The sequence below is a fragment of the Streptomyces sp. NPDC051172 genome (genome assembly GCF_040682555.1).
GTDB lineage: Bacteria > Actinomycetota > Actinomycetes > Streptomycetales > Streptomycetaceae > Streptomyces.
Map to the genome: position 1 here is coordinate 1 of NZ_JBFBBE010000032.1, position 16,426 is coordinate 16,426.

General features: G+C 70.3%; 12 protein-coding genes and 1 pseudogene. 3 read left to right on the forward strand and 10 right to left on the reverse strand.

Features of this window, described 5'->3' with window-relative positions; genetic code table 11:
- Positions 1 to 368: 368 nt before the first annotated feature.
- Positions 369 to 1,376: a stage II sporulation protein M gene (locus tag AB0N07_RS20690; RefSeq protein ID WP_365836998.1), complete on the reverse strand. Its 1,008-nt coding sequence runs from the start codon at positions 1,374 to 1,376 to the stop codon at positions 369 to 371.
- A 129-nt stretch (positions 1,377 to 1,505) separates the two neighbouring features.
- Here AB0N07_RS20690 and AB0N07_RS20695 point away from each other — a divergent pair, with 129 nt between their 5' ends.
- Positions 1,506 to 2,534, forward strand: a complete 1,029-nt coding sequence (locus AB0N07_RS20695) for an RDD family protein (RefSeq protein ID WP_365837000.1) — start codon at positions 1,506 to 1,508, stop codon at positions 2,532 to 2,534.
- Positions 2,535 to 2,618: 84 nt separating this feature from the next.
- Here AB0N07_RS20695 and AB0N07_RS20700 read toward each other — a convergent pair whose 3' ends face one another.
- Both AB0N07_RS20700 and ahcY read right to left on the reverse strand, forming a co-directional pair.
- The gene (locus AB0N07_RS20700; protein ID WP_365837002.1) at positions 2,619 to 3,233 is read right to left on the reverse strand and encodes a hypothetical protein; all 615 of its coding nucleotides are present in this window, start codon (positions 3,231 to 3,233) and stop codon (positions 2,619 to 2,621) included.
- Positions 3,234 to 3,390: 157 nt separating this feature from the next.
- Complete coding sequence (ahcY, locus tag AB0N07_RS20705) at positions 3,391 to 4,848, reverse strand: adenosylhomocysteinase (protein ID WP_365837004.1); 1,458 nt, start codon at positions 4,846 to 4,848, stop codon at positions 3,391 to 3,393.
- 470 nt (positions 4,849 to 5,318) lie between these two features.
- Between ahcY and AB0N07_RS20710 the strand changes: the two genes are divergently transcribed.
- A complete protein-coding gene (locus tag AB0N07_RS20710) occupies positions 5,319 to 7,421 on the forward strand; it encodes a fructose-specific PTS transporter subunit EIIC (protein ID WP_365837006.1) in 2,103 nt (700 codons plus the stop codon).
- A 415-nt stretch (positions 7,422 to 7,836) separates the two neighbouring features.
- Here the strand turns inward: AB0N07_RS20710 and AB0N07_RS20715 are convergent, their stop codons facing one another.
- The 7 genes and pseudogenes from AB0N07_RS20715 to AB0N07_RS20745 all read right to left on the reverse strand — a co-directional run bounded on the left by AB0N07_RS20715 (position 7,837) and on the right by AB0N07_RS20745 (position 15,539).
- The gene (locus tag AB0N07_RS20715; RefSeq protein WP_365837008.1) at positions 7,837 to 8,817 is read right to left on the reverse strand and encodes a cation diffusion facilitator family transporter; all 981 of its coding nucleotides are present in this window, start codon (positions 8,815 to 8,817) and stop codon (positions 7,837 to 7,839) included.
- Between the two features lie 136 nt (positions 8,818 to 8,953).
- Positions 8,954 to 10,105: a mannose-6-phosphate isomerase, class I gene (gene manA, locus AB0N07_RS20720; protein ID WP_365837010.1), complete on the reverse strand. Its 1,152-nt coding sequence runs from the start codon at positions 10,103 to 10,105 to the stop codon at positions 8,954 to 8,956.
- Positions 10,106 to 10,180: 75 nt separating this feature from the next.
- On the reverse strand, positions 10,181 to 11,311 hold the full coding sequence (locus AB0N07_RS20725) for an SIS domain-containing protein (RefSeq protein ID WP_365837012.1): 1,131 nt from the start codon (positions 11,309 to 11,311) through the stop codon (positions 10,181 to 10,183).
- Between the two features lie 166 nt (positions 11,312 to 11,477).
- Positions 11,478 to 11,663 (reverse strand): Trm112 family protein, encoded by a 186-nt coding sequence (locus AB0N07_RS20730; RefSeq protein ID WP_365837016.1) that lies wholly within the window; start codon positions 11,661 to 11,663, stop codon positions 11,478 to 11,480.
- Between the two features lie 337 nt (positions 11,664 to 12,000).
- Positions 12,001 to 13,365, reverse strand: a complete 1,365-nt coding sequence (locus AB0N07_RS20735; protein ID WP_365837018.1) for a phosphomannomutase/phosphoglucomutase — start codon at positions 13,363 to 13,365, stop codon at positions 12,001 to 12,003.
- Between the two features lie 150 nt (positions 13,366 to 13,515).
- Positions 13,516 to 15,032: pseudogene (locus AB0N07_RS20740) on the reverse strand (L-lactate permease).
- A gap of 132 nt (positions 15,033 to 15,164) precedes the next feature.
- Positions 15,165 to 15,539 (reverse strand): DUF3499 domain-containing protein, encoded by a 375-nt coding sequence (locus AB0N07_RS20745; protein ID WP_365837020.1) that lies wholly within the window; start codon positions 15,537 to 15,539, stop codon positions 15,165 to 15,167.
- Positions 15,540 to 15,882: 343 nt separating this feature from the next.
- Between AB0N07_RS20745 and AB0N07_RS20750 the strand changes: the two genes are divergently transcribed.
- Complete coding sequence (locus AB0N07_RS20750) at positions 15,883 to 16,332, forward strand: metallopeptidase family protein (protein ID WP_365837143.1); 450 nt, start codon at positions 15,883 to 15,885, stop codon at positions 16,330 to 16,332.
- Positions 16,333 to 16,426: the final 94 nt, after the last annotated feature.

Below are 16,426 nucleotides of genomic sequence, written 5' to 3' on the forward strand. Positions count from 1 at the left end.
CTTTGTACTCACCCTCTCGGGCTTTCCTCCGGGCGCTTCCCTTCGGTCTTGCGTTTCCGACTCTATCAGACCGTTTCCCGATCCGATTTCCTCGGTGCTTTCCAGGTTCCCGCTTTCGCGTTTCCCTTTCCGGCGGTTCCGACTTTATCAGAAGTTTCGAGCCGGACTGACCGGCCGCTCATTTCCGATTCATCGGGAGTGGCTTCTTCGAAATCGATGTTTCCGAGAAGCAGACAGATACTCACCGCTGCCGACCGGACTAGATCCAGTTCCAGGCAACTGTTCGAATCTACCTCCCCACTTGGTCCGTGTCAACGGCTCCTGTGGGGCGAAGGAGAGACTAACAGGTTGGGAGGCGCGGCCGCACATCAGGCGGCCGTCGGCACCGTGGCGCTGCGCTCCGCTGTCTCGACGTCACCCGTCTCCCCGGCACGGGCCGCTCGGCCGCCCAGGACGAAGACGTAGACGAGGAAGGCAAGTTCTACAGCGACCCCGATGCCTATTCGAGCCCACGTGGGCAGGCCGGAGGGGGTGACGAAGCCTTCGATGGCGCCTGAGACGAAGAGGACGAGCTCGAGACCGATCGCCATGCCCACGGCGGCACGGCCCTCCTCTGCGAGGGCCGTGCGGCGGGAGCGGGGGCCCGGGTCTATGAGAGTCCAACCGAGCCGGAGGCCGGTTCCGGCGGCCACGAAGACAGCGGTCAGTTCGAGCAGGCCGTGTGGGAGGACCAGACCGAGGAAGGTGTCGAGTCGGCCGGCCGAGGACATCAGCCCGAAGCCGACCCCGAGGTTGATCATGTTCTGGAGGAGAATCCAGAGGACGGGCAAGCCGAGGAAGATGCCCAGGATCAGGCACTGGGCGGCGGCCCAGGCGTTGTTCGTCCAGACCTGGGCGGCGAAGGACGCCGCAGGGTGGCTCGAGTAGTACGTCTCGTACTGCCCCCCTGGGCGGGTGAGTTCACGCAGCTCGCTGGGGGCCGCAATCGTGGCCTGCACCTCGGGGTGGGTGCCTATCCACCAGCCCAGGAGGATGGCGACGACGGTGGACAGAAGCGCCGTGGGGACCCACCAACGGCGCGATCTGTAGACCGCAGCAGGGAACCCCTGCGTCAGGAAGCGGGTGACGTCTCGCCAGGAGGCGCGGCGGGTGCCTGTGACTGCGCTACGCGCGCGTGCCACGAGCTGGCTGAGGCGTCCGGTCAGCTGGGGGTCAGGGGCGCTGGACTGGATCAGAGAGAGGTGCGTGGCCGTGCGCTGGTAGAGCACGACGAGTTCGTCGGCCTCGGCGCCGGTGAGACGGCGTTGACGCCTGAGGAGGGCGTCGAGGCGATCCCATTCGGCTCGGTGGGCGGTGACGAAGACGTCGAGGTCCATCGGTTTGCCTGCTCCTCGGCTGTTCGTCGGCGGCTCGTCGTGGGGTCAGCTTTTCGTACTGCGGCGCGATGCGCCCTCAGCTTGGCAGACTGGCCGTTCACGGGGCAGGCCAGGGGAAGGACTACGGGCGTGAGTGAGCTTGTGACGGGCGAGGCGGTGGCGCTGGAGTTGCGCCCCGCGAGGTTGCCCAGCAGGGCGCTTGCAGTGCTGCTCGATCTGACCGTGGCCATGCTCGTCTATGTGGTCGTGACCATCGCTCTGATCGCTGCCACGGCTTCGCTGGATGACGCGGCGCAGATCGCGGTGTCGATCGCGACCTCTGTTCTGCTGCTGGTGGGCGGGCCGATCGCGGTGGAGACGCTCAGCCGTGGGCGGTCGCTCGGAAAGTTGGCGTGCGGGCTGCGGGTGGTGCGGGACGACGGGGGGCCGATCCGGTTCCGGCATGCGCTGGTTCGGGGCGGGATCGGTGTGGTCGAGATCCTGATGACGTTCGGGGTCGTCGCCTGCATCGCATCCCTTGTGTCGGCTCGGGGGCGACGGCTCGGCGACGTATTCGCCGGGACTCTCGTCGTTCGGGAAAGGGTGCCTGTGATGCGGACGGGTTTCCTGCCTCCGCCACCGCCCTGGCTGGCCGGGAGGTTCTCGGGACTTGATCTGTCTGCGGTTCCCGACGGGTTGTGGCTCGCCGTCCGTCAGTATCTGTCGCGGATGCAGCAGCTGGATCCGCGGGTCGGCTGGGCGATGGCGGAGCGGCTCGCCTCGGACCTCTCTGCGCGTACGGGCACGCCGGTTCCCCAGGGTGTTCCGCCGACGGCGTATCTGGCGGCTGTGATGCAGGAGCGGCAGGCCCGGGAGGCGCGACGGGCCTTTGCGAACGGTTCTGCGGCCGGGGGCCCGGCTGCGAGTGGGCGGCCTGTGGGTGCCGTGCACCCGGCTGGTGCGCCGGGCTCCTACGAACCCCCTGCCGGATTCCCTTGGGTGGTGGCTCCGTCGGCTGCCCTTGGGGCGCAGACGGCTGCGCCCGGACGGCAAGCTGAGGCGCCGACGCAGGAGGCCCCGGCGCAGGAGACCGTGCAGACCGCCCAACAGGATGCAACGTCGAGCGACCGGCCAGCGGGCGGAACCACCGAGTCCACCGGATTCGTACCGCCGGCGTAGGCCCTTCGCAGCCGCCGTACGGGCTACCTGGCCCAGGCAGCTACGTCCGTGCGTTCCCTCACACCGCTTCGGCGAACGTCTCGCTCAGGTGATTGGGGACGGCGGCGATTCGAGGTCTTCGAGCTCGATGCCGGGCGCGGCGAGCACGACGTCGCCGGCGATGTGTACGGCGTGCTGCTCGCCCGTGTCCAGGGCTGTGACCTGGTATTCGTCCACGGTCAGAGGGGCGTTGTCAGTGGCGTGTGTTTCTCTGTTCACCAAGGCCCAGGACTGGTCCACGGTGCGCGGGGCGAGGACGGGGTCGGTGAAGGCTACGAGGCGTACGCGAGTTGCTGTGGCGGAGGGGGTGAGGCGCAGGAGACGGGTGGTGGCGATGAGGAACGCGGGGGATGTGCCGGTGAAGGCGTGGGCGCGGACGTTGCCTTCGGTGGCATGGGCTCCGGTGGGGTCCGTCCTGACCCAGGTGACACCGTCGAGGGCGGCACCGCGGACCTGCCAGCCCGCGGCATGCAGCTCAAGGCGGATGGGGCGGCCCAAGTCGTCGAGGGCGAGGTCGACAGAGCCCCGGTGATCGCCCGCGGGGGTGGTGAGTTGTGAGACGTAGCGCCAGCCGGAAGGTCCGGGGGCGCAGTGGAAGTGCTCTTCTGCGAGGGGGGTGTGATCGTGCGGATCGTGGAGCGAATAACGGCCGCGGGGCATGGGGGTCCTGGGTCTTGACGGGCTGATCCGGCCGACGGGCCGCAGAGCCAAAGGGGCAGGCCCCCGACACGGGGGTGCGGGGGCCTGCCTCGGAGGAACTGTTGCTGGTGAGCGCGTCAGCGCACCGACGCGCTCACCATCGGCTGCGCCGAGCCGCTCAGTAGCGGTAGTGGTCCGACTTGTACGGGCCCTCGACCTGGACGCCGATGTACGCGGCCTGCTCGGGGCGGAGCGTGGTCAGCTTCACGCCGAGCGAGTCCAGGTGGAGACGGGCGACCTTCTCGTCGAGGTGCTTGGGCAGCGTGTACACGCCGGTCGGGTACTCGTCGGGCTTGGTGAACAGCTCGATCTGGGCCAGGGTCTGGTCCGCGAAGGAGTTGGACATCACGAACGACGGGTGGCCGGTGGCGTTGCCCAGGTTCAGCAGACGGCCCTCGGACAGGACGATGATCACCTTGCCGTCGGGGAAGGTCCAGGTGTGGACCTGCGGCTTGACCTCGTCCTTGACGATGCCCGGGATCTTGGCGAGGCCGGCCATGTCGATCTCGTTGTCGAAGTGACCGATGTTGCCGACGATCGCCTGGTGCTTCATCTTGGCCATGTCCGAGGCCATGATGATGTCCTTGTTACCGGTCGTCGTGACGAAGATGTCGGCCTTGTCGATGACCTCGTCGAGGGTCGTGACCTGGTAGCCGTCCATCGCCGCCTGGAGGGCGCAGATCGGGTCGATCTCGGTGACGATGACGCGGGCGCCCTGTCCGCGCAGGGACTCCGCGCAGCCCTTGCCCACGTCGCCGTAGCCGCAGACGACCGCGGTCTTGCCGCCGATGAGGACGTCGGTGGCGCGGTTGATGCCGTCGATCAGGGAGTGGCGGCAGCCGTACTTGTTGTCGAACTTCGACTTGGTGACGGCGTCGTTGACGTTGATCGCCGGGAACAGGAGGACGCCGTCGCGCTGCATCTCGTACAGGCGGTGGACGCCGGTGGTGGTCTCCTCGGTCACGCCGCGGATCTCCGAGGCGAGCTGGGTCCACTTCTGCGAGCCGTTGGTGATGGTGCGGTGCAGGAGTTCGAGGATGACGCGGTGCTCGTCGGACTCGGCGGTGTCGACGGAGGGGACCTTGCCGTCCTTCTCGTACTCGACGCCCTTGTGGACGAGGAGGGTGGCGTCACCGCCGTCGTCGAGGATCATGTTGGGGCCGCCGGTGGGGCTGTCCGGCCAGGTCAGCGCCTGCTCCGTGCACCACCAGTACTCCTCCAGGGTCTCGCCCTTCCAGGCGAAGACCGGGACGCCCTGCGGGTTCTCGGGCGTGCCGTTCGGGCCGACGGCAATGGCGGCGGCCGCGTGGTCCTGGGTGGAGAAGATGTTGCACGAGGCCCAGCGGACCTGCGCGCCCAGGGCGACCAGGGTCTCGATGAGCACGGCGGTCTGCACGGTCATGTGCAGGGAGCCGGTGACACGGGCGCCGGCCAGCGGCTGAGTCTCGGCGTACTCCTTGCGGATCGCCATCAGGCCGGGCATCTCGTGCTCGGCGAGGGTGATCTCCTTACGGCCGAAGGTGGCCAGGGAGAGGTCGGCGACCTTGAAGTCCTGTCGGTTGTCGACAGTCGTCATTGCGAGCTGCTCCTCGGGGTAGGGACGAGGGTTGGGTACGGCTGGTCTGCGCGGCGGCGGGACACAGGGGTGCCCGAAGAGGGCACAGGCATGCCCGCGTACGCGCAGCGCAGTCCGTCGGAGGCCCTCTCTCCCTCGGTCGGTCCGCGGTGGGACCGCCCGACCGCCATCAGCAGCGACGTCTGGCTCGGTCCAAGCTACACCGGCCGCCCGGGCGGCCCCAGTCCGCCTTCGAACACATCGCGCCGATCGGGACGTGCGCAGGGTGTCGGCCGCCAGGGTTGAGAGGGCGATGACAGGACACCTACGAATGGGAGAGCAGGAGGCAGCAGACCAGGTCGAGCAGGGACTTTCGCACCTTTGAGCAGGGCTGCGGATGTTGCAGGATGCCAGGAGATCGGGAACCGCTGATCGGTCTTGCGGGGCGTCCGGGACGGCGTTTCGTGCGACAAAGGCGTTAGGAGATCGATGTGGCCAATCCGGCCGGCCCTCCCCCCACGGGCGGCGGCAACGGCGAGCAGAGGCGGCTGAAGCTGCTCGCGGTGACCGCATGCCCGACCGGCATCGCACACACGTATATGGCTGCGGAGAAGCTCGCGCAGGCTGCCGAGCGCCGTGGCATCGACATGAAGGTGGAGACGCAGGGGTCCATCGGGGCTGAAAACGTCCTGAGCGACAACGATGTCAGAACCGCGGACGGCATCATCGTCGCCGCGGACAAGGATGTGGATCTGAGTCGTTTCGCGGGCAAGCGAGTTCTCAAGGTCGGGGTGGCCGAGGGGATTCACCACCCCGAGCGGCTGATCGAGCAGGTGCGGTCGGCACCGGTACATGAGGCCGCGAGCGAGGCGGTGTCCCCCACGGCCGCCGGAGGCAGGGAGCGGAGCGTCACGTACAAGGCGCTGATGAACGGGGTCAGTTACATGATTCCGTTCGTGGTGGTCGGCGGGTTGCTGATCGCCGTCTCGCTCTCGCTCGGTGGGCACACGGACCCCTCCGGTGGTCTGGTCATTCCGAAGGGCTCCTTCTGGATGGACCTGAACAACATCGGGGTCATCGGCTTCACCCTGATGGTGCCGATCCTGTCCGGGTACATCGCCTACGCCATCGCCGATCGGCCCGCGCTCGTGCCAGGGATGATCGGTGGCTGGATCGCCAACACCGGGTCGTTGTACGACTCCAAGGCGGGTGCGGGGTTCATCGGGGCGATCGTGACCGGGTTTCTCGCCGGGTATCTGGTGCTGTGGATCAAGAAGGTCCGGGTGCCGAAGTTCGTGCAGCCGATCATGCCGATCATCGTGATCCCGATTGTGGCGACGACGGTGCTCGGGACGTTCTTCATCTACGTCATCGGGAAGCCGATCTCGTGGGTGTTCGAGCATCTGACCAGCTGGCTCAGTGGGATGACGGGCGCGAGTGCGGTGCTGCTCGGCGCGATTCTGGGGCTCATGATCGCGTTCGACATGGGTGGGCCGGTGAACAAGACGGCGTTCCTGTTCGGCGCCGGGCTCATCGCGACCGGCAACCAGACGGTCATGGGGATGTGCGCGGCCGCGATCCCGGTCATGCCGCTCGGGCAGGGGGTGGCGACGCTGATACGGAAGCGGCTCTACACCGAGCAGGAGCGGGAGACCGGGCTCGCGTCCCTGTTCATGGGCTGTTTCGGTATCTCGGAGGGTGCGATCCCGTTCGCGGCGGCGCGGCCCGCGCAGGTCATTCCGGCCAACATGCTCGGCGGCGCGGTGGCCGGTGCAGTCGCCGGGATCGCGGGAGTGAAGGACGCGGTGCCGCACGGTGGGCCGATCGTGGCGGTGCTGGGCGCGGTGAGCGGCGTACCGATGTTCTTCGTGGCGGCGGTGATCGGCACGGTGGTCACGGCGCTGACCACGGTGACGCTGATCGACATCGCTGAGCGCAGGCGGAGAGGTGCGCCGGTGGTCGGTGTGGGGGTGGAGGATGCCGAGCCGGTGCTGATTCCGGTCGGCGCTGGTGTGTCGTCAGGGTCGGGTGAGCATGGCCTCGCTGCGGCGCGGGTCGAGCGTGGATCGGCGCCGTTCAGCTCCGGCTCGGGCGGTGCGGGCTGCTCGGCGGAGGTGGACCCTGCCGGCGCCGGTGGCGACGTCCTGTCCGGCTACCTCACCGAGCGGACCGTGAAGGTACGCCTCGACGCACGCGAGAAGGCGGCCGCCATCCGGGAGATGGCGGGTCTGCTGGCCCGGAGCGGTGAGGTGGCGGACCTCGACGAGCTCGTGCGGACGGCGCTGCGGCGTGAGGAGCAGGGCACCACCGGGCTCGGCGAGGAGATCGCGATTCCGCATGCCAAGACGGACGCGGTGACGGCCCCGGTGGTCGGTTTCGCCCGCTCCGACGAGGGCGTCGAGTGGGGCTCCATGGACGGTACGAAGGCGCGGCTGGTGTTCATGATCGCCGTACCGGAGGCGGCCGCGGGTGATGAGCATCTGCGGATTCTGACGTTGCTGTCGCGGAAGTTGATGGACGCCGGGTTCCGGGAACGGCTGACGGCGGCCGGGGACGAGCGGGCGGTCCTCGGTGTGCTGAGCGAGATCCGTTAGCCGGTTCAGGGCCCGCGTCCGTCGGGGCAGGGGCCCGCACAGCCGGTTCACAGCGGGCGGCTACCCCCTGCGCGGCGCGAAGTTCCGTGTGGGGAGGGAGTGGCGATGAGCAGGACGCGGAAGCTCGCGATCTGGACGGGGACGCTGGGGCCGTTGGGTGTCGTGCTGGTGGTTGTGGCGCACGGTCCCGGTGGGCGCGGTCCAGGGCCGCGTGACGGACGACTACATCGGGGCGGCCCTGTCGTGGTGGCCGCGCCGGTGGGTGGCCTGATGGCGCTCCGGGCTCGGGCTGGGGATCGCGGCGACGGCCGTACGGAAGCGTGTCGGTGCCCCCGCCTCCGCCGTGGGCGTGCACGTATGGCGAGGGGGCCCGCCGAGCGTTCGGCGGCCCCCTTGGTCGTGCGGCGAAGTGGTGTCAGTGGCCGGCGGGGTGCGGCGCCGGTCCGCCGGGCGTGGCCTCGCGGTCGGGGCCCCTGGTGGCCTCGGCCTCGCTGTAGATGTCCGGTTCGAGGTAGATGACGCGGGCGATGGGGACGGCGGCGCGGATGCGGGCCTCGGCGGCGTTGATGGCGGAGGCGACCTCCGCGGCCGTGTCGTCGTGCTGGACGGCGATCTTGGCGGCGATCAGCAGTTCCTCGGGGCCGAGGTGGAGCGTGCGCATGTGGATGATGCCGGTGACCGTGTCGCCGTCGACGATGGCCGCCTCGATCTGCTTGACCTCGTCGACGCCGGCGGCCTCGCCGAGGAGCAGGGACTTGGTCTCGGCGGCGAGGACGAGGGCGATCAGGACGAGCAGGATGCCGATGCAGACCGTGCCGATGCCGTCCCAGACGCCGTCGCCGGTGAGCAGTGCGAGGCCGACACCGCCGAGTGCGAGGACGAGACCGATGAGCGCGCCGAAGTCCTCCAGGAGGACGACGGGCAGCTCGGGTGCTTTGGCGCGGCGGATGAACTGCGACCAGGACAGCTTGCCGCGCAGTTCGTTGGACTCCTTGATGGCCGTCTTGAAGGAGTAGCCCTCGGCGATGATCGCGAAGACGAGGACGCCCACCGGCCAGTACCAGTGCTCCACCTCGTGCGGGTGGCGGATCTTCTCGTAGCCCTCGTAGATGGCGAACATGCCGCCGACCGAGAAGAGGACGATGGAGACGAGGAAGGCGTAGATGTACCGCTCGCGGCCGTAGCCGAAGGGGTGTTGCGGGGTCGCCTCGCGCTGGGCCTTCTTGCCGCCGATCAGCAGCAGGAACTGGTTGCCCGAGTCGGCGAGCGAGTGGACGCCCTCGGCGAGCATCGACGAGGAACCGCTGAACGCGAACGCCACGAACTTCGATGCCGCGATCGCGAGGTTGGCGCCGAGTGCCGCCACGATCGCCCTGGTGCCGCCTGACGCGCTCATGTGTCCGCGTTGTCCCTTCGCCTTCGTACGTACGCCGCCCGGGGCCCCGCCTCGTCGCGGCTTTGCCCGTCCTTTGCCGGTGGGCCATTCTTGCAGCCCTGCCCGACGACGGCGCGTCAGGTATCCACAACCCCGGTCATACGATCACAGTGGCCCGGAAGACCGTACCCGCTCCCGACACTTCGGCCTTCTCGCCTGCCGGGACGAAGACCGACTGGCCGGGGCGCAGTTCGTGGTCACCCGCCTGCACGAATCCGGCCGTGCAGAGCAGGATCTGGGGGGTGGCGCGGGTGAGGTCGTGGGCGGCGCCGCCCTCGGGGAGGACGTGGCGCGAGAGCCGGAACTCGTCGATCGGGGTCTCGTAGACCTCCTCGCCGTCCGGGGACGCCTCGGGGCGCAGTACGCCCGGGTCGCTCGCCTCGAAGCGGACGATGCGCAGGAGTTCGGGGACGTCGACGTGTTTGGGGGTCAGGCCGCAACGCAGGACGTTGTCCGAGTTGGCCATGATCTCGACGCCTAGACCGTTGAGGTACGCGTGCGGGATGCCCGCGCCGAGGAACAGGGCCTCGCCGGGCTGCAGACGTACGTGGTTGAGGAGCATCGCGGCGATGACGCCCGGGTCGCCCGGGTAGTGGTGCGCGATGTCGGCGTAGGGCGCGTAGTCGCCGCCGAGGCGGGTGCAGGCGGCCGCGGCTTCGGCGACCGTGTGGTGCATCTCCTCGGGGTCGGCGGTGAGGATCGCCGTGAGGACCTCGCGCAGGGCGGCGTCCTCGGGGTGGGCGTGCAGCAGGTCGACGTACGGCTTGAGGGAGTCGACCCCGAGGCCGTCGAGGAGGGCGGCCGCCCGGAGCGGGTCGCGGAAGCCGCACAGGCCGTCGAACTCGGTGAGCGCGCAGATCAGTTCGGGCTTGTGGTTGGCGTCCTTGTAGTTGCGGTGCGGGGCGTCGACCGGGATGTTCCGGCGCTCCTCGTCCTCGTAACCCTCCTTCGCCTGCGCCAGGTTGGGGTGCACCTGGAGGGAGAGCGGGGCACCGGCGGCGAGGATCTTGAGGAGGAAGGGCAGGCGGGGGCCGAACCTGGCGACGGCCGCCGGGCCGAGTTCCTTCTCCGGGTCCGCGTCGAGGACCTCGACGAGCGTGCCGCGTTCGGTGCGCGAGGGGGCGCCGGGGTGGGCGCCCATCCACATCTCCGCCTGCGGTTCACCGGTCGGTTCGACACCGAGCAGGTGCGGGATCGCGGTGGTCGAACCCCAGGCGTAGGGGCGGGTGGTGTTGTCGAGGCGGTCCATGCTGTGTCTTCGTCTCCGTACGTACGCCGCGCTCGGCGGGCGCTGGTCAGTAAGCGCGGGTTGCGCGGGTCAACGTCAGGCCCCCGAGGCGAGCGCCAGGTAAACGGCGGCGAAATCCGTGATGGCGATCAGCTCGGCGAGGGTCTCCAGTTCGCCGCCGGGTTCCGGTTCGAGTTCGCTGATCGGCGTGTCGTGGCTGAGAGCCAGGTCACGGGCGGCCGGTGCGGCGGTGAGGCCTTCGATCGGGCGGTCGCGGAGCAGCACCACGCGCGCGTGCAGGGCGGGCGCTTCCTCCACGCGGTCGCGGAAGAAGTCGTCCGGGTCGGCGCTGGCGGCGAGCGGACCGGCCAGCAGGGCACTGTGTGCGGCGAGCGCCTCGGGGAGTTCGGCGACGACCGCCGGACGGCCGGAGAGTTCGGCGAGGGCGGCCGCGAAACGCCGTCCCGCGGGGCCTGCCGAGACGCCCTCGGTCCATACGACGGGCAACGCGTCGGCGAGTTCGGCGGCGAGCGTCTTGGCGGGGTTGCTGTAGGTCGCGATGGCGGGGCCGCAGCGTTCGGCGATGTGGTCGAGACGGTCGGCGATCTTCTCGACGGCCTCCGGCGGGGCGGTGACCAGGCCGGTGCGGTCGAGGAGGGCGAGGAGGGGGGTGAGCAGCGCCCACAGGACGCCGGGGGCGGAGGCGGCGATCTCCTGTTCGTCCTGCTCGTACGGGGCTGTCGCCATCGGTACGAAGAGGCCGTGGGCGCCTTCCACCGCCTCGGTGAGCGGGGTGCGGGCGGGGGCGACGGCGACGACCGTGCAGCCGCGGCGGTAGGCCGCGTCGGCGAGCAGGGACAGGCCTGGTTCGGTGCCGTCGGGGGTGGTGATCAGGAGCAGGTCGACGCTCCCTGCCCAGCCCGGGAGTTCCCAGCGCAGGGCGCCCGCGGCGGGGGCGACGCCGGTGGGGGCGAGGCGGATGACGGGGCTGCCGGGACCGGCGAGCGTGCCGAGGAGGTCGGCGGCGCAGATCGCTGCGGCGCCGGGGCCCGCGATGAGGACCGCCCGGGGGCGGCCGTCGGGCTTGAGGTCGTTCACGCCGGCCTCTGCGGCGTGCCGGGCGGCTGTGCGGACGCGGGCGCCTGCCTCGGCGGCGCCGCGGAGCAGGCCGCGGCGGTCGGCCTCCGAGAGGGCCTCGGGGGTGTCGAGCAGCGATTCGTCGAGCATGGGCGGCAGCCTCCGATCGCCGGCGGTTCTTTGTGTGCGCCGGGTTGTACGCGCGGCGGGGCTTGTTGCGCGGGTTCCACTCTGCGCGGGGTGCCTCTTTGCGCGGGTGCCTCTTTGCGCGGTGGCTTGTGCGGGTGCCTTCTTGCGCGGGTGGCCGGGCTCGGCGTTACGCGGGGCGGCGGGCCTCGTCGACGAGCAGGACGGGGATGCCGTCGCGGACGGGGTAGGCCAGGCCGCAGTCCTTGCCCGTGCAGATCAGCTCGGTTTCCTGCTCGTTGGCTTCCTGCTCCTTGAGCGGGGCGTGGCAGGCCGGGCAGGCGAGGATCTCCAGGAGGCCGGCTTCGAGCGGCATGGGTGTGTCCCTTCGGGGCGCGCGTGTGCGTGTGCGGATGTGCCTGGTCAGCGTACCGCCGTGGGGGGCGGGGCGCCGGGGTTGGGCCGGGGTCGGATCGGGTGGCTGTGGGAGGGCGTCGCCCCCGTCGCCCCCACCCCTTCCCGTCCCCAGGGGCGCTGCCCCGTCGACCCCTCCAGGGGGCTGCGCCCCGTGGACGCCCATCGGCCTGAACGGCCTCGTCCTCAAACGCCGGACGGGCTGAAAATGCCGACCGGCACCAAAGAGGTGCGGCCCTCGTGGGCGGCGTCAAAAAGCGTGCCGGCCCAAGGTGGCGGGTCGCACCTGCCCGGTGTGGTCAGGCGCGGATGATGGCGAGGGCCTCGTCCCGGATCTTGGTCATGGTGGCCTCGTCCCTTGCCTCCGCGTTCAGGCGGAGCAGGGGTTCCGTGTTGGAGGGGCGGACGTTGAACCACCAGTCGGTGGAGGTGACCGTCAGGCCGTCGAGCTCGTCGAGGGTGATGTCCTCGCGGGCGCCGTATGCCACCTTGATGGCCGCCAGGCGGTCGGCCTGGTCGACGACCGTGGAGTTGATCTCGCCGGAGCCGACGTAGCGGTCGTACTCGGCGGTCAGGGTGGAGAGCGGGCCCTCCTGGCCGCCGAGGGCGGCGAGGACGTGGAGGGCGGCCAGCATGCCCGTGTCGGCGTTCCAGAAGTCCTTGAAGTAGTAGTGCGCCGAGTGTTCGCCGCCGAAGATCGCGCCGGTGTTCGCCATCTCGGCCTTGATGAAGGAGTGGCCGACTCGGGTGCGCGCCGGGGTGCCGCCGTGTTCGCGCACCACCTCGGGGACCGACCAGGACGTGATCAGGTTGTGGATGATCACGCCCTTGCCGCCGTTCCTGGCCAGCTCGCGCGCGGCCACCAGGGCCGTGATGGCGGACGGCGAGACCGGGTCGCCGTGCTCGTCGACGACGAAGCAGCGGTCCGCGTCGCCGTCGAAGGCGATGCCCAGGTCGGCGGACTCCTCGCGTACGCGCTGCTGCAGGTCGACGAGGTTCGCCGGGTCCAGCGGGTTCGCCTCGTGGTTCGGGAACGTGCCGTCGAGTTCGAAGTACATGGGTACGACGGTCAGGGGCAGGCCGGCGAAGACCGTGGGGACGGTGTGGCCGCCCATGCCGTTGCCCGCGTCGACGACGACCTTCAGCGGGCGGATGGAGGTCAGGTCCACGAGGGAGCGCAGGTGGGCCGCGTAGTCCGACAACGTGTCGCGCGAGGTGACGGTTCCCGGCTCGGCGACCGGCTCGGGGGCGCCCGACTCGCTCCACTGCTCGGCCAGTTCACGGATCCGGGACAGGCCCGTGTCCTGGCCCACCGGCGCCGCGCCCGCGCGGCACAGCTTGATGCCGTTGTACTGCGCCGGGTTGTGCGAGGCCGTGAACATCGCGCCCGGCAGGTTCAGGGCGCCCGAGGCGTAGTACAGCTGGTCGGTCGAGCACAGGCCGATCTCGGTCACGTCGACGCCCTGTGCGGCCGCGCCGCGCGCGAAGGCACGCGACAGGCCCGGGGAAGACGGCCGCATGTCGTGGCCGATCACGATCGCGTCCGCCCCGGTCACCTGGACGAAGGCCGTGCCGAAGAGCTCGGCCAGCGACTCGTCCCACTGGTCCGGGACCACCCCGCGTACGTCGTACGCCTTCACGATCTGCGACAGATCAGCAACCACGGCCAACCCTCCTGAAGTCCTATCGGTCGCCTCAAACTACCCGTACCGGTTGGCCGTGCGACGTGCGGTCTCAGAGTGGACTGCCATCCGTCGCCTCAGGTCAGAGCGGAGTGAGAAACCGGGAAGAACCACGGCAGGATCCGGGAAGAGTCAGGGCAGCATCCAGCCAGGGACCGGTGAGCTCCGGCCTACCACGATCAGGCACATCACGAGCAGCAGGCCGGCGCTCCAGGGGCAGCACCTTGCGCAGCAGATCCCCCTCGCGGCCCGCGAGGCCCACGGCCGCGCAGGCGATGGTGAGGTTCTGCGGCGAGATCATCTTGCCGAGGACGCCGCCCGAACCGTTGGCGGCGACCAGGAGCTCGGGCGACAGGCCGGACTCGCGGGCCGCGGTCACCTGCAGGGCTCCGAAGAGCGCATTGGCCGAGGTGTCCGAGCCGGAGACCGCCGCCCCGAACCAGCCCAGGACGGGTGACAGGAAGGCCAGTCCGGCTCCCGCCGCCGCCACGAAGTGGCCGATCGTACCCGCCTGCCCGGAGAGGTTCATGACGTACGCGAGCGCCGGCACGGACGTCACGGTCAGGATCGCGAAGCTCAGCTCGCGCACGGTCGCCAGCCACTCCTTGGCCGCCACGCGCGCGTGCACACCGAGCACGGCCGCCATGAAGATGCCGGCGAGCAGGACGAGCATGCCGCGGGTCGACACGATCGGCCAGTCGTACGTGTGTGTCGCTCACGGCCAGTCCTTGACCGCCGGGATCTGCGCGAGGGAGAAGATCGCGACGATGAGCGCGTACGGGGCCAACGCGCTCAGGACCTCGTGCCGCGTGTCCTCCTCGTCCGGTTCCTCGCTGCGCCCGCCGGTCAGCACGGACGTGCGTACCGACTCGGTGGCGGGCACGCGCGCGTGCGGTACGGCGACCAGGGCGCCCGCGCCCACCAAGGAGGCACCGATGTCGGCGAGTTGTGCGGAGACGTAGTTGGAGGCGGCGAACTGGGCGACGGCGAAGGCCACTCCGCACACCAGGGCGGGCGTCCGGGTCTCGCGCAGGCCGCGCCGCCTGTCCACCAGCCGCACCGGGACGAGCGGCACCACCAGTGCCGGCAGCGGGGTTTGACGCCCCACCACGGAGGCCACGAAGTCCAGCGGCAGCGCCGCCACCCGGGCGAGCGTCACGACCGGTGTGCCCATCGCCCCGAAGGCGACCGGCGCCGTGTTGGCGACAGCGCGACCACCGAGGCGCGCACGGGGTCGAAGCCGAGGGCGACGAGCGTCACGGAACAGATCGCGACCGGCGCACCGAAGCCGGCGAGGGCCTCCAGGAGCGCGCCGAAGCAGAACGCGACCACGAGCGCCTGGATGCGCGGGTCGTCCGACAGCCGCCCGAAGGAGCGGCGCAGGATGTCGAAGTGCCGGGTGCGGAGCGAGGATGGGGAAGAGCCCGGAGGCGGCCCCCTGGGCGGCGCTGGAGAGCGTCTGGTCGAGCGGCATGCCCGTACGCGCGCCAGGCGACCAGAACGGCCGCCAGAAGCCCTGTCAGGCCCGCCAGGTGCGCCTTCATGCGCACCGCGCCGAGCAGGATCAGGACGATCAGCAGGGGCAGGGCCGCGACGAGGGCGGACAGGCCGAGCGAGTCGGCGACGGATTCCGGGTCCTGGACGTACACGGACGCCTCCCCGGACTCCGGCATGCGGAAAGCGATTTCCCGCCGGATGCATCCTCGGAATGATCGCGTCCGCGCCGAGGGCACATCAATGGGTATGCACCACTGGGCGGAACGGGGGACGCGAAGAGGGGCTCAGTTGTCCGGAGAGCGCAGTACCCGCAGATGCCCGCGCCGCGCGACCTCCATGGGGTCCGCCGTGCGCGCCCCGCCACCGCCGCCTGCCGCCCGCTCCTGGGGGCGGGCCGCCTCGCGCACCGCATTGGCAAGCGCTTCCAGGTCGTCGCCGCTGGGGCGGGCCGGAGCGGAACCGTCGAGCAGTCGGACGACCTCCCAGCCGCGAGGGGCGGTGAGGCGCTCGGAGTGCTCGGCGCACAGGTCGTAGCAGTGGGGTTCGGCGTAGGTGGCGAGCGGGCCGAGGACCGCGGTCGAGTCGGCGTAGACGTACGTCAGCGTCGCGACGGCGGGACGGCCGCAAGCGGTGCGCGAACAGCGACGTACAGGGCTCACGACGTTGGACGGTACCGCACTCTTGAGCGGGCCGCGACGACTCTCCCCCAGGTCACTCCACCGTGTCGTACTGTGAAACACCCCACACCCCTCCCTCGGAACACCCGGCTGACCTGCACGGACGCGCATTCACCCGACCTTGCGCGCCTCTTCGCCCGATCAACACACCGTACAAACACCGTCAATTGCCCCACGATCGCCGGTCTCGTAGAGATACGGAAACGAGCCCAACCTTGGCTGGAATGGTCATCCTGCGACAGGCCGGGCAGGGGTGTCCGAGGTGCTCCGGCCGGCCGCGTGGGGCACGGCGCGCGGTCCCGGCGGGGACTACGCTTCACCAGTGATGGACAACCCCGTACCGCCCCGTGCCGCCCGCCCCGGGCCCCGTCGTCGTGATCGCCACGGCCGGGGCATGCGCGGTCCGATCGCGCCGCCCCAGGTACCGCTCGCCGCGAGCCGTGCCGAGGCGTTCGCGGATCTGGTGCAGGACTCCGTGGAGCGGCTGGAGCGGCGGTGGCCGCAGCTCGCCGAGATCGACTTCCTGGTCCTCGAGGTGCCGCGTCTGGACGGGCCGGCCGAGGCCTGGAGCGACGAGGCGGTGCCGCTGGGCGGCACGATTCCCTCCGGGGAGGGGCGACCGGCACGGGTGGTCGTGTACCGGCGGCCGGTGGAGATCCGCACGAAGGGGCGCGACGAGCGGGCCGCTCTGGTGCACGAGGTCGTCGTCGAGCAGGTCGCCGAGTTGCTGGGGCTTACTCCGGAGACGGTGGATCCGCGGTACGGGGAGGACTGAGCCACGGTCCCCATGGCACCCGGCGGTAAGGGTGCCGTCCGGGGGCTGCGCCCCCGGACCCGCGCTTCGGCCTGAACGGCCTCGTCCTCGAACG

Excerpts from the sequence above, each read along its gene's own strand:
- AB0N07_RS20690 (WP_365836998.1), bottom strand. The coding sequence starts at position 1,376 with ATGGACCTCGACGTCTTCGTCACCGCCCACCGAGCCGAATGGGATCGC.
- AB0N07_RS20700 (WP_365837002.1), bottom strand. The coding sequence starts at position 3,233 with ATGCCCCGCGGCCGTTATTCGCTCCACGATCCGCACGATCACACCCCC.
- ahcY (WP_365837004.1), bottom strand. The coding sequence starts at position 4,848 with ATGACGACTGTCGACAACCGACAGGACTTCAAGGTCGCCGACCTCTCC.
- AB0N07_RS20715 (WP_365837008.1), bottom strand. The coding sequence starts at position 8,817 with ATGAGCGCGTCAGGCGGCACCAGGGCGATCGTGGCGGCACTCGGCGCC.
- manA (WP_365837010.1), bottom strand. The coding sequence starts at position 10,105 with ATGGACCGCCTCGACAACACCACCCGCCCCTACGCCTGGGGTTCGACC.
- AB0N07_RS20725 (WP_365837012.1), bottom strand. The coding sequence starts at position 11,311 with ATGCTCGACGAATCGCTGCTCGACACCCCCGAGGCCCTCTCGGAGGCC.
- AB0N07_RS20730 (WP_365837016.1), bottom strand. The coding sequence starts at position 11,663 with ATGCCGCTCGAAGCCGGCCTCCTGGAGATCCTCGCCTGCCCGGCCTGC.
- AB0N07_RS20750 (WP_365837143.1), top strand. The coding sequence starts at position 15,883 with ATGGACAACCCCGTACCGCCCCGTGCCGCCCGCCCCGGGCCCCGTCGT.